We start from the raw sequence: 12,613 nt of genomic DNA, 5'->3' as shown, positions 1-12,613 counted from the left end.
GAAATGCTTGTCGGATTCTTTTTTGATTTTTGTAAACTGTTGGGTAAATTCATTCAGCGTCATTAAGAGTCTTAATCATTTATTACTAGAAACCTTTCCAGTCTATCGCTGAATTCTAACGTGATAAATCATAGAATTCTCAATATCCGCTCCTGGCCAGAAACAGAAATGCTCATGTACAAGGCGCTATCGACACAAAACGGCCTTGTCACCAAAACTGAGTGCTCATACAGGCAGGACTATGCAGCATGAGCCAAGATTGGTGCTATACTACTGAGATATATATTTAGTGCTAAGTGATGTCAATGTATTATGAGGCGATTATGCACCCGGTATAACAGTATTTTAGAGTGCGTGTGTGTCGAATTGGAATATAAAGCGCGCTAACTAATATAATTGTTAGTTTCTGAAAAAAAAGCCTAGAGGATTAGAAACATGGACTTTCCTAAAACACGTTTCATAATCAGGCTCAAAGAAGACATCACCAATAGTCAAGAAGTTATTGAGCAATTTCTCTATCGTCTAGCTCGTGTGGCGGGAGTTTATAAAGAAGAAATAACTGAATTAAACATAAGAAAAGGCTGCACTATTGTAGAGGGCTATATGAATCGTGCAGCAATTGAACGGCTATATGAATTTTATGAGTACCTGAAAGTTAATGAAGCAGATACTGACGAATTAAAGGAGCTTCAATCAATTATTAGGCAGTTTGAAATTGAAGCATTGGTTGACATTCCCGCATCTAACGAAGTTGCCAATTTCGAACCGCTACATAAAAATAAGAAAGTATTTGTTCTTGTTCATGGATGGGGGGGGGACAAAGAAAGCACATTTGGCAATTTACCCGAATATCTAAATGAACAGCTTAATATTGATATAGAGTCTTATCCATACCCTTCAGGTTGGCTTAAAGAATCTCCATCTGTTACTTTTATTGCCAGAAACTTAGATAACTGGATTAGAAATAATTGCCAAAATTGTGAAATAGGTGTTCTTGGGCATAGTCTAGGTGGCTTGGTAACTCGTTATTTTGCTGTCATACAAAAGCATCGCAGAATCTCTTTGCCTATTAAGCAAATCACCTTGGCGGCGTCGCCAACAAATGGCGCCCACCTTGCGTCTCTAGCAACAAAGATTCCATCATTCAGTTCAAGTCAAATTGAAGAGCTTCGCCCTAATTCTGGGTTTCTTGTGGATTTAAATGAAAGGTGGTCTTTATGGTGCCAGGACAATATTCCAAATTCTTGCCTACTTGCGACGATGTATTCTCTAAACGATAAGGTGGTCAGCTACACTAGCGCAATTGGAGGAGACAACGAAGCGATACCTATCTATAAAGAGGATCACATTAGCATTGTTAAGCCGAAAACTAAAGAAAGCGAGGTCGTACTTACAATAGTGCGATATGCAAAAGAGGCTGGTCTTCAAAACAAAAAGAATTCTCACTAACACCCGCATACATACAAAAAGCGCCACCAGCTTCTCGCCGGCAGTTATTTGTTGCTAGCAACATCAGAATAAGTTGAAGGTCAGCTTCTGGCCGAAAACCGACACCATTAAAACTTTAAATATAGGTTTTGCTTACATGCTCACCTAGCCCCACTAACCCTCATAACCTCCCTAGCCACCGCATCATTCAAAATCCCCCGTTTGGCTTCGATTAGCGTGAGCCAATCGCGGGCGCGGGTGATGCTGGTGTAGACCAGCTCGCGGGTTAGGATGGGGTTGGGCGTTTGCGGTAGCAGCAGGGCGGTGTGCTGAAATTCCGAGCCCTGGGATTTGTGTACCGTCATCGCGAACACAGGTTCAAATGCTTGCAGCTAGCAGGGTTTACGGCTTGATGGCTATCACTTGCGATCAGGTGGGTTTATAAAATGGGCGTGCGGTAGATACTATTCTGTCACTATCGATTCAATAGGAAGAACGCTAATGTCATTAACGCAACTGCTGGTTCCCACCTATACACAAATGCTTGGTGCGCTTTCGAGTTGGCTGAAAAAGGCACAGGCACAAATGCCTGAAGCTGACGCACAAGCGCTGCTATCCGCACGTCTCGCACCGGATATGTATCCGCTGTCGACTCAGGTTCGGTTTGCTTGTGTACAGGTTCAAGAAGCGGTTTGCCGGCTTCAAGACAAGGCGCTGACACCCACTATCAGGGCACTGCTCGAAGAAGGGCGAAACGCCGGAGAGCAACCCGGTTCATTCGCGGATGCGCAAGCGCGTATTGATGAAACCATTGCTTTGCTCGACGGCCTTTCCCGCGATGCGCTGGATGTAGACGCGGACAAGCCCCTGGTGCATGAGCTTCCCAACGGCATGGTTCTCGATTTAACCGCTGAACAATATGCGCGGGATTGGACACTGGCTCAGTTTTATTTTCACCTCATGACCGCCTATTTCATATTGCGCAGTGAGAAGGTCGAACTTGGAAAAGCCGATTATGTAGCGCACCTGTTTCCGTATATTCGCCCTGAAACGATCCCTCAAGCTTGAATGCTTGGTTATGGCGAGCAATGTGACAGCGTATCCGTTGAACGAGCTCAGCATACAGCCAGCGAAAGTTCACTGGCTGGTTTTTCTCTGCGCTGAACACCAGTCCCGCTTTAAAGTAGTGAGCCTTACTCCGCGTACCCACTCACTCTCATAACCTCCCGTGTCACCGCATCATTCAATATCCCGCGTTTGGCTTCGACCAGCGTGAGCCAGTCGCGGGCGCGGGTGATGCCGGTGTAGACCAGCTCGCGGGTGAGAATCGGGTTGGGTGTTTGCGGTAGCAGTAGGGCGGTGTGCTGAAAATCAGAGCCTTGTGATCTGTGCACCGTCATTGCGAATGCGGTTTCTACCGAGTGTAGGAAGGAAGGCATCAACCATTGTAAGGGTAATGCTAATATCGATTTTATTAGCTAAAGGCCGTAGCCATGGGAGATAATTGAATCTTTGCAATTTATACGATCCAATACTCTCATACCATTGTAATGAATGGTTTGTTTAAAATGCCCCCTAAAACCTAGGCACTTTTTTGCCTTAGGCTGTGATTTTGGTGAAGACTAGCGAGGCACCTAGTGCTATGAGTGCAATGCCAATACCCTTGTCTACAATGCCTTGCCGTTTAAGTATCCGCTTACGCATAGCAGGCGCGGCGAAGAATAGTGCAACAATGCTAAACCAGACCCAGTGAGCGGCTGACATGAATATACCATAGGTAAAATTTTGACTCAGAGTACTATCAGGTTGGACAACTTGGGTATAAGTAGCAATTACAAATAGCATTGTTTTAGGGTTGAGAGCGTTAGTGAGAAACCCCATCCTAAAAGCAGCGGCTGGTGATGGCGCGATATTTGTAGCCTCTCCAAACGTCAGCTTTGTTTTATTTGTTAGTGATTTATATCCCAAGAAAATAAGATATGACGCTCCAATGATTTTCATAGCCATAAAAAGCGTGGGAGACTCTACGATAAGTACTGCAATACCGAACATGGTGTAAAACACATGCACTTGGACGCCGCAGGCAATTCCTAGTGCTGAAAATAATCCAATCCGTGAACCGAATGCATAACTATTGCGTGTTACCATCGCAAAATCTGGGCCTGGGCTAATAACTGCTAAAACAGTTATAGTAGCTACTGCTATCAGCTCATTCATCAATGAAACTCCAATAGTGAAGGCGAGGCATCCGCCCCGCCTAATTTTCAACGCTTATTGAAAGTAATAACAAGTACATCACGGTAGCCGTGCTCATTTGAGTCTTCTGCTGTTATGGGGGTTACCCCATGAAGGGTTCTTTCATCATTTACAATTGCAGCATCGAAGGGGGTGGTGAGAGTGTGTCGAGCAAGTTCTTTTCTTTCTCGATTGTAGATGCTGGTTTCACCACTAAGCACGTTTTTACGATTGACGAGCATCATAAATACAAAGCTAACTCCATCACGATGAATTCCTTCGGGGGTAGGAAGTGCCTGATTGTCAGTAGCAATGATCCGAAATTGGTGCACCTCAATATGCCAGCCATAAAATGGGGCGATACTACTAAACGTTCGTCTGCACAATTCAAGTGCTGCCATCAATATTTTACAGTCAGCGATTGCAGGCTCTATAGGCGCAAAATCTCTAGCTATCCCGCCATTAAGGGTGTTGTAGTCAAGGCTCTGGTAATGCGGTTGGCGTGGTTCAGGTTTAACGCTTGAGCTGGGCTCTGCACTGTAAACCCCATGGCGACGAAAGCGGTACTTACCTCCATCTTTCATATGTTGGTCTTGTTCCAGGCGGTTCCAGCTGTTCTGGAAGTCTTCCCAATCCTCTAACAAACTTTCGTCATCTAACGTAATTAGGCTATGTACATGTTTAGCAGGCAGTAGTACGAAGTCATTTCTTGCGATGTTTTTGCACAGATCAATCACTTCGCTATGAACACGATCATACATGTGAGGTTGTGGTTGTGGCGGCGTTGGGGATGATATATTTTGCATAACTTCACTCCCTGTATGGTTTTATGTTGCACCTCTTATTGAGGTGATTTAATTATTGAATGCTTGCAAAGCTTATAAAAGCGATTTATCGTGAAGCAAATCTGATAGATTTCATCGAGTATATGAAACTTCCATCTCTTGCATCATTTCGCTTTTTTGAAGCGGCCGCGCAGACAGGTAGCTTTGTAAAAGCCGCCGAGTCCTTGCATGTCACACACGGTGCCGTCAGTCGCCAGGTACGGCTTTTAGAAGATGCTTTGGGGGTCGAGTTATTTGAACGGCGTAACAGAGCCATTTTCCTCAATGACGCAGGCCGCTCATTACATGAGGTTACTCATTCCGTTTTCGAGCAACTCGAGGGTGCTGTTTATCGATTACAGCATACTGCTCAGAATGAAGTGCTGACGTTATCTTGCGAACCAACCATTGCCATGAAATGGCTAATCCCACGATTACCCGCATTTCATGAAGCTAATCCTGATATCAATCTTCACCTAGTTGCTGCAGGTGGCCCAATCGACTTTGCACGAAGCGGTGTTGACTTAGCGCTTAGGCGCGATGACTTTCACTGGGAGCCTGACATTTATGCAGAGAAAGTATGTGAGGAGTGGGTGGGGCCAGTAAGTCGAGTTAAAAATAGCATCAATGACAATTTTGAAGGTGAGCGTTTGCTACATGCTGGCACTCGTCCTAATGCCTGGCCAATCTGGGAAAAGCTTTCCAATATATCGACCAAAGGAAGCGGTCGAGTTGAGTATGAACACTTCTATTTATGTATACAGGCTGCTGTTTCTGGTTTAGGTATCGCTATGGCATCTTTCTTAATGGTTCAGGACGAATTGGAAAGCGGGCAACTCCATGCACCTTATGGTTTTCTGTTGGATGGCTCAGCCTACTATCTCTTATCACCTGAGTCGCTAGGCATGAATAATAAATGCGCGCGTTTTCAAAGTTGGTTAAAGCAAGAAATGGCCGCTTGTCTGCAGTCGTAACAAGACTAAATGGTTAGTCAGCGATCCAATATCCATGTCAATAAAAGCTAAACATTACTGATAACACAGATGATATCTTTAATAAGTAAAGCGCCTTTGATCATATGGTGGCCATCGTCGCCAAGGCACCTCTATAATGCTTGAATCGGGTATCCCGTCTAGGTGACCAGGATGGAAAGCTAGTTTGTATGCATCCGTGTGCGGGACAATATGTACATTTCTAGGTCATTCATTGGCAAACCGCCAATTTCCTGGCATTCAGAGCGCCCGCCGGAAAAAATATATCCTTGGCGACCATGTATGTTCAGTACGGCGATTTCATCGATTCCCGAGAGGTACGAATCAGGAGCCCCCGTGAATACAGGCATACAAACCCCTGTCGAAATGAGAGGGCGCAATATTTGATCCGTCATGCGACGTTCTCTGGTGATAACCGTTAGCTGGTTACCCGTCAATCGGATCTCATGGGGATTCCAAGGATCCAAAGCCACCTGAAGCCTCTCCTGTGTATCGGAATCAGCAACTGCTGCTATCTGCCACCCTACTAGCAGTAGTCCTATAATAATGCTTCCCGCAACCGGATTACGCATATCTTCTCCTATGACGATTGAATAACTCTCCTAAATACCTACCTCATTAGCCAGCGCTTCAACATCGAACGGCTCAATAGCCTTGAACACTCCCGTCTTGGTCATTTTTCTCCGTAGTTCGAAGCGCTCAAGGGTAGCCGGTGGCTCAATGTTGGCTAGGGCCTTGAAATTGATTTCTCGCCACTGAGACTTGGTAACCAGTACACTGTAGAGATAGTTTTCGGTGGGCTGACCAGTTCCGGTGTCGAGGGTCGGCACGTAGGCCGATATAAGCGCTACCTGAACGGTTGGAAGACGGTGGTATATCTCACCGAGCACTCGCATCGCCACGCCATGGGCGTAGTCGCGATACAGCATGCGCCGCCTAGTGGCGGCAATTTTTTTGACAGAAACTTTCGGTTGCTTAGCGGCTAGGGTGTACTCCACATCCGGAAAGGCATCCTCCTCAGGTAGCTCGATGTCGATAGCGATGGTGCTGGCATCATCTCCGAGATCAAAACTCACGCTCGTCTCCCTGGGCCACGGGATTTCCCCCAGGTGTTCCTCAAGAATATTGGCCATGGCATCGAGGTTCGTCAGCACTAACTCGGTTTCCTGCTCACGTCGTTGCCGCTCCTGCTCGTTAAAGGCCCGCGCTGCCTCCTCCCATTCGCTAAAGGCGCGAGTATATTGTTCAGCCCGCCGCTCATTTTGCTCTTCTAGCCGACGCCTCGCAGGGGGCCAGATACGGCTCCAGAGTGTTGGCTGAAGAAGAGGATTGCGCTGGGGCTCGGGTTCGGGAAACGCTCGACTCTGAAATGCTGGCTTGTCTCGTGGGGACAGCGTATCGCAATGCACTGTTGCCAATGCAGAGAGGTCGGCGTTCAGCCGATCACATGCTTGTTGGAGCATATCGCGCATGCCTTCTCCAGCGTACTTACGAAGTACACGCAGCTCTGTCTCGTCATATGGCTGGCCATCATCGTCAGTGATCACGAACTCCCCGTCCTCTTGCACACGAACACACACCACCGCAGAGCCCCCTGCCTTGAGCTGCTGCTCAAGAGCTTTGCCGGGAGAGGGCGCTCCTGCCTGGGTGCTTCGACCTCCGCGCTTGTTGAGCTTCTCACGGTAGGCTAGGCCGGTACCCGGCAGCCCCACATTGCCATATACACCGCGACTACTAACGTTTAATTTGGCGCCACGAGGGCCTATAGAGGCCCCGATTCCGCTTTTGCTGAGGTTCAGGCTAATGCCTGGGGCAATACGGATACGCCGATTAAATCGAAGTGCCATTCTCCGCTCCCTGTCTTATTACTCGTTATTATCGTCTTCAGCCTTGTTCCTCAGCTTAGACATGGTATTGCTTAATCCTGCCCTCTGGATGCAGAGGGCACGTCACCTTGCCCACCATAGTGACGGTGGGCACGTTCCACCTTCAGCATCACTTTAAGTGCGTGCGTCGCTAGGCCTGAATAGACCTTCAATCCTGAACAGACGCAATGTGAAGGCTTTGACAGCCCATTGGCCAGGAAGGACGGCAGAATCGCCAACTGATCGACTCTGATCCATAACTAGAAACGAACGGGGAGTGCAATGTTGCTCGCCGTGCTTGGAATCTGGGGCGGCGTCGACAGCTTCTAGGTCTTATTTGGCGGTAACCGTTGATAGCTAGAATGGGACAAATTTGCTTAGGGTGCTAGGATTAATCTCATAAAAGTATAACGACAATCCTCATACGCAAGGGGGGGCTCTATACCAACAGCTTCTACCTCATCTTCATCACCACCCGAGATGCGCGAGTGATTATTGGTGGCGCCAAGCATGGTGACAGCTATCGACCCAAAAAGCGGACTATTAATAAAAAGCAGTGATCGGCTATAAATGACGGTCGGTAACAATTATTCTCGAACCTCGATTCCTCTCGGCTCTCAGTCGACTCGCATATATCGAGGCATGTTACTAACAGAACAATATTAGCTTTTTGGACGCCCTATGTGCTGTCTAGGTGCGCATCCTACATTTCGTTTGAGAGGCGCATTAATGGCAGAAAAAGCCCCAGATTTTCTTTCGTCCGGAGACATCTCGCTTCGGTTTATAGAACTCTGCCAGTTTCGTCGGCTGGGCAAAATCCGGCTGGAAATTGACAAAAAAACGACCATCTTAGTTGGCGCGAACAATAGTGGTAAAACCTCGGTTCTAGCCGCCCTTCGCCATTTCCTTGCGGATCAGCCTTCTTTCGGAGCATTCGACATCAGTATCTCGCAATGGCCAGAACTGCGAGCTTTAGGGAGAAATTGGGAGGCGCTGACCGAAGACCCATTAACAGTAGCTGGGGCCGAAGAGCTTTGGGAAAAGCAGTTCCAGATAATTCTTGCGGCCATGCCAACATTGGATCTCTGGTTTGATGCGGAGCCCGGCATGTATCACTACGTCGCACCATTCCTTTCCAAGCTCAGTTGGAAAGGAGGGGCCGTCGGTGTTCGTCTGCGATTGGAGCCAGCTGCAAGCATTGATGATCTAAAGCAACTGGCTTGGGCCTATCACAATGCGCGTTTACCGGTAAAGGACATGGGGGCGGACTCGCTAGCATGGCCAATTGACCTGCTCGATTTTTGGTTACGTGAGCCATCTAAGCTCGGCCATGTTCGCGCCTACAAGCTAAGTGCAGATAATAATCCTGTGACGAGTCCTGCGACTTACGCTACTCAGACACTCTCTGGAGATGCCAATCCAATTGAGCGCAAGCACCTATCTAGACTCATACGCGTTGACTTCGTAGCTGCCCAGCGTGGGCTTGGAAGTGAAGAAGCAGATTCTAGGTCTGTTTCGGGGCCGCACCGAGTCGGAATGTTTTCAAACCAACTTCTCAAATTTGCCCAGCAGCACTTAAACGTTTCCAGCACTGGACACGGTCACCGTGCGGATCTTATCAAAGCCGTGGCTGAGGCACAGAGAGATTTAGATGGGAAGATTCATGACGCCATCGCCGATTCAGTTGAGGAAGTGAAGGAACTTGGCTATCCGGGCTTACATGATCCCCAAGAGATTCGCTTCCGAACTCGCATTCAGACGGCGGATCTGCTCGATCATGGCACAGCTGTCCAGTACAGTATGCAAAAGGATTCACTAGAAGAGCTCCTTCCCGAACATTCTATTGGGCTTGGTTACCAGAACCTCCAGTCCCTTAGCTACCAGCTAGTTTCCTTTAAAGCTGCTCGGCTCCAGCCTGAAAAAGGTTCTCCTGAACCCGTTCACTTGGTGATGATTGAGGAGCCTGAAGCGCATCTTCACGTCCAAGTGCAGCGCATCTTTCCCGAAAAAGCGCACAAACTTATCAGCCCTTTGAAGAGCGCGTCCGGCCTTAAAAGCCAGCTGCTCATCAGTACCCATTCTAGTCATCTTGCTCATGCAGAGAACTTCGACCGACTCCGATATGTTCGTCGCATAGCCAAGAGTGCGACGAATTCAATGCCAGCGACCGAAGTGGTCAATCTTGGACAGGTCTTTGGTGATGACAAACAGACCCGTCAATTCGCGGAACGCTACTTCCGTGTACAGCATACGGATTTGTTGTTCGCCAACGCAGCTGTTTTCGTTGAGGGTAGTGCAGAGCGAATGCTTGTGCCGCTCTTTATTGAGCGAGATTTTAAGGCATTGAGGAGCCAATATGTTTCCTTTTTGGATATTGGTGGGAGCCATGCTCACCGACTCAAGCCACTCGTCGAGAAACTCCGTATTCCTACGGTCATCATTACTGACGTTGATCCCTCTGAAGAGAAGGAGGGCAAACCCAAGAAAAATGGAGAGCCTAGTAAAAGGCTCATCGCTGTTGCGAACACGGGACAAGATGGGCTTCACTGCGGTAACCAAACTCTTCGTGTATGGCATCCGAAGCTGGAACAACTGGATGATTTTAAGAACCCGACTGAAGCTCAATTAGTATGGAGTGAGGTAGCAGATTGCCTTGTGCGTTTCGCCTGGCAATTACCTGTAGAAGACGCTGGCGGCAGCTGGCCCAGCACGTTTGAGGACTCACTAGTCCTGACGAATTTGCATTGGTTTAAGAGCCTGATGGATGAAAAATTCGATGAGGATGGTGAAGAGATTGAAGCACCGAAGGGGGCACTTGGCTCGGTGGCAAAAAGGGCTGCTGAAACCGAAAGCTTTCCAGAACTGCTAGTTGCACTTCATGCGCTGATGCACAGTTCATTCGATAAAGGTGAGTTCGCTGCTAGTATTTTTGAAATGATCTCTTCGGATGAGCCGATCGTGGCTCCAAAGTATATCACGGACGCGCTGGCCTGGTTGGAGCAGCAGCTTGAGCCAATCCAGGAGTCGATGATATGAGTGTGATACCTGTTGTTGACGACAACAACCGAGATGCTGGGGTTGTCGAAGAAATTTGTGGGTATCTCACAGAGGAAACTCCGCGCAGTTACTTCTTATTTGCTGGTGCAGGTTCTGGGAAAACGCGTACGCTCGTAGAGGTGCTACGTCGGATGACAGGCGTTTTGGAGCATGAGAAAGGTAACCGTTTTTCGCGGAGCTTGAAGATGTATGGGCGCTCGATACGCGTTATCACATATACAAAGAACGCTGTCTCAGTAATTAACGGGCGTCTAGGCAACAACGACTTAGTAGTTGTTTCTACTATCCACGCTTTTTGCTGGGAACTCATTAGCGGATTCAACGATGACATTCGTACGGCGCTTATCGCTCTCGAGGAAGCTCGGTTAGAAAAGAAGACGGCGGAAGCTCTAGCGAAGCCAAGAGGAATAACGGCGGCAAAGCAGCGGGATCTGGACGAAATCAAGAAAGGTATAGAAGGGTTCAGAGAGACGAATGTGTTTATCTACCATCCGGATCGCGAGACGTATGGCCCCGGTGCACTTGCTCACAAGCACGTCCTCGATGTAACAGCATGGCTCCTTAAGAATGTGCCTACGCTCCAGACTATCCTCAAAGACCGTCATCCAGTGATACTCATTGATGAGTCACAAGACACGATGAAGGGTATGCTGGATGCCTTGATGGAACTTGCGGAGCTAAGGAGTAGTAGTCTGACTCTCGGGCTGCTGGGCGATTATCGGCAGCGTATCTATACTGACGGTCATTCTGACCTTCCCAGTTTGGTTCCTCCGGACTGGGCGACGCCCGAGCTGCAGATGAACCATCGTAGCCAGCGTCGAATCGTCACTCTCATCAACAGAATCTGGGAAGCGAAGCTTGAGGGGCGGGCCCAACCTGCAAAAGGCGTGGAACAGTGTTCCAGGACCGAGAAGACTGGTGGGGTTGTTAGGCTCTACGTCGGAGACACTAAGCTTACTCCGGAAGAGAAAGTTCATGGCGAACAGTGGTGCACAGACCAAATGCGAAAGGCAAGCGGTGCAGCTGCCTGGAGCAACGGGGAGTATCAGCTACTCGCTTTGGAACACAAACTGGTTGCAACGCGAGGCTCTTTTCTCGATGCATTTGGTGCAATGAACTTGCTTGATCCGAATGCTGCCGCACCCTCGGGTAGTGGTGAAAACAGAGGGCCTGCAGCAGTGCAAGTTTTATTGAATGAACTTGCTGAGTTAGAGACCTGTATTAGTGCCGATGGTAATGTAGATGAGTTTAAGGTCACAGAAGTTTTTCGGCGCTACGGCCTTCTCGATGATATGCCAGTAGATATGGCTGCGCGAGAATGCCGTGCCAACGAAATGCTTCAAGCTATTGAGTGTTTTGCCGCTGCCTGTGAAAACCCGATTTCGACTGTGCGGGATGTGCTTGAACCAGTCTTAACAGCAAGACTGTTCGCGGTTGATGATCGTCTTTTATCTGCTTTTATGGACAAATCACCTCCACCACCAGTGCCCGGTAGGGGCGAAGATGAGTCCAGGCAGGACCGGATGCGTCGGGGCTGGTGCGCATTGTTCGCTTCTCCCTGGAATCAGTTGCAAAAGTATCGCTCCTATCTTTCTGGACAATCAGCACTGGCAACCCACCAAGTCGTTAAGGGCTCTGAATTTCTTCATGTCATGGTCGTGATGGACGACAAATTAGCTGGAGGCAATCAGATTTCCTATGACAAGATTTTTGGCGGTACTAAGCTTAGCAAGACGGACACAGAAAACCTAGAAAAAGGCAAAGAAACGACCATCGACAGAACACTGCGCTTATTGTACGTTACTTGCAGCCGTGCTGAGGAGTCACTTGCACTTGTGCTCTGGTCATCGGATCCCGCAGCAGCCTTAGTAAGTATTAAGGACAGCGGCTGGTTTACTGAAGAGGAATTCGCAGCGATTCCGTAGATTTTAAACCGTTGGCATAAGCTTTCTAGACGAGCCTTTGCCTGATGGGAGCAGATACTAGTGTCCTATAGGGGGCGTTAATCTATGCTGATTGAATAGCAGTGGTTGCTGACGCCCACATTAAGTCTTAACAGAAAAGCAGCATCTCCCTGCGTTTAGCTTCTGCATGTGCTAAGGTTAATTTATAGTCGGGGCTCGACCCTGAGCGGACATCCCGGCAGAGGCGGCATGCTGGTTCAGCAGTGTTATGCAGCCGGCACGATAATCTATGTTGTGCTGCTTATTTA

9 protein-coding genes and 2 pseudogenes are annotated in these 12,613 nt (G+C 48.3%); 5 read left to right on the top strand and 6 right to left on the bottom strand.

From position 1 onward, the window contains the following. Nucleotides 1-435: 435 nt before the first annotated feature. Nucleotides 436-1,449: an esterase/lipase family protein gene (locus tag RO22_RS09350; protein WP_022522661.1), complete on the top strand. Its 1,014-nt coding sequence runs from the start codon at nt 436-438 to the stop codon at nt 1,447-1,449. A gap of 140 nt (nt 1,450-1,589) precedes the next feature. On the opposite strand, the pseudogene RO22_RS09345 reads toward RO22_RS09350, so the two are convergent. Further along, a pseudogene (locus RO22_RS09345) lies at nt 1,590-1,820 on the bottom strand (ATP-binding domain-containing protein); the annotation flags it as partial. 109 nt (nt 1,821-1,929) lie between these two features. Between RO22_RS09345 and RO22_RS09340 the strand changes: the two are divergent. Next, nucleotides 1,930-2,496 carry a DUF1993 family protein gene (locus RO22_RS09340; RefSeq protein WP_041158190.1) on the top strand — a complete coding sequence of 189 codons (567 nt, stop codon included), beginning with the start codon at nt 1,930-1,932 and terminating at the stop codon, nt 2,494-2,496. A gap of 125 nt (nt 2,497-2,621) precedes the next feature. Here RO22_RS09340 and RO22_RS09335 read toward each other — a convergent pair. The 3 genes and pseudogenes from RO22_RS09335 to RO22_RS09325 all read right to left on the bottom strand — a co-directional run. Next, nucleotides 2,622-2,882 (bottom strand): annotated as a pseudogene (locus tag RO22_RS09335) (ATP-binding domain-containing protein); the annotation flags it as partial. Nucleotides 2,883-3,027: 145 nt separating this feature from the next. Beyond that, complete coding sequence (locus tag RO22_RS09330) at nt 3,028-3,645, bottom strand: LysE family translocator (protein ID WP_022522665.1); 618 nt, start codon at nt 3,643-3,645, stop codon at nt 3,028-3,030. A 47-nt stretch (nt 3,646-3,692) separates the two neighbouring features. Continuing rightward, nucleotides 3,693-4,469: a 2OG-Fe dioxygenase family protein gene (locus RO22_RS09325; RefSeq protein ID WP_022522666.1), complete on the bottom strand. Its 777-nt coding sequence runs from the start codon at nt 4,467-4,469 to the stop codon at nt 3,693-3,695. A gap of 59 nt (nt 4,470-4,528) precedes the next feature. Between RO22_RS09325 and RO22_RS09320 the strand changes: the two genes are divergently transcribed. Further along, on the top strand, nt 4,529-5,461 hold the full coding sequence (locus RO22_RS09320; protein ID WP_235270488.1) for a LysR substrate-binding domain-containing protein: 933 nt from the start codon (nt 4,529-4,531) through the stop codon (nt 5,459-5,461). Between the two features lie 179 nt (nt 5,462-5,640). Here the strand turns inward: RO22_RS09320 and RO22_RS09315 are convergent, their stop codons facing one another. Beyond that, a complete protein-coding gene (locus RO22_RS09315; RefSeq protein WP_022522668.1) occupies nt 5,641-6,051 on the bottom strand; it encodes a hypothetical protein in 411 nt (136 codons plus the stop codon). Nucleotides 6,052-6,081: 30 nt separating this feature from the next. Continuing rightward, nucleotides 6,082-7,326, bottom strand: coding sequence for a DUF4236 domain-containing protein (locus RO22_RS09310; RefSeq protein WP_041158188.1), 1,245 nt, complete (start codon nt 7,324-7,326; stop codon nt 6,082-6,084). 747 nt (nt 7,327-8,073) lie between these two features. Here RO22_RS09310 and RO22_RS09305 point away from each other — a divergent pair. Then, entirely contained in the window at nt 8,074-10,380 is a 2,307-nt protein-coding gene (locus RO22_RS09305) for an AAA family ATPase (RefSeq protein ID WP_041158187.1), read from the top strand. After that, nucleotides 10,377-12,326, top strand: coding sequence for a UvrD-helicase domain-containing protein (locus tag RO22_RS09300; protein ID WP_041158186.1), 1,950 nt, complete (start codon nt 10,377-10,379; stop codon nt 12,324-12,326). The genes RO22_RS09305 and RO22_RS09300 overlap by 4 nt, the downstream gene beginning before the upstream one ends. The last annotated feature ends 287 nt before the right edge of the window (nt 12,327-12,613 follow it).

The sequence above is a fragment of the Halomonas sp. KHS3 genome (genome assembly GCF_000830495.1).
GTDB lineage: Bacteria > Pseudomonadota > Gammaproteobacteria > Pseudomonadales > Halomonadaceae > Vreelandella > Vreelandella titanicae.
The sequence above is the reverse complement of the archived record's forward strand: the minus strand, read 5'-3'. Positions and strand labels throughout refer to the sequence as shown.

Coding starts and splice junctions, on each gene's coding strand:
- RO22_RS09350 (WP_022522661.1), top strand. CDS start 436: ATGGACTTTCCTAAAACACGTTTCATAATCAGGCTCAAAGAAGACATC.
- RO22_RS09340 (WP_041158190.1), top strand. CDS start 1,930: ATGTCATTAACGCAACTGCTGGTTCCCACCTATACACAAATGCTTGGT.
- RO22_RS09330 (WP_022522665.1), bottom strand. CDS start 3,645: ATGAATGAGCTGATAGCAGTAGCTACTATAACTGTTTTAGCAGTTATT.
- RO22_RS09325 (WP_022522666.1), bottom strand. CDS start 4,469: ATGCAAAATATATCATCCCCAACGCCGCCACAACCACAACCTCACATG.
- RO22_RS09320 (WP_235270488.1), top strand. CDS start 4,529: ATGCTTGCAAAGCTTATAAAAGCGATTTATCGTGAAGCAAATCTGATA.
- RO22_RS09315 (WP_022522668.1), bottom strand. CDS start 6,051: ATGCGTAATCCGGTTGCGGGAAGCATTATTATAGGACTACTGCTAGTA.
- RO22_RS09310 (WP_041158188.1), bottom strand. CDS start 7,326: ATGGCACTTCGATTTAATCGGCGTATCCGTATTGCCCCAGGCATTAGC.
- RO22_RS09305 (WP_041158187.1), top strand. CDS start 8,074: ATGGCAGAAAAAGCCCCAGATTTTCTTTCGTCCGGAGACATCTCGCTT.
- RO22_RS09300 (WP_041158186.1), top strand. CDS start 10,377: ATGAGTGTGATACCTGTTGTTGACGACAACAACCGAGATGCTGGGGTT.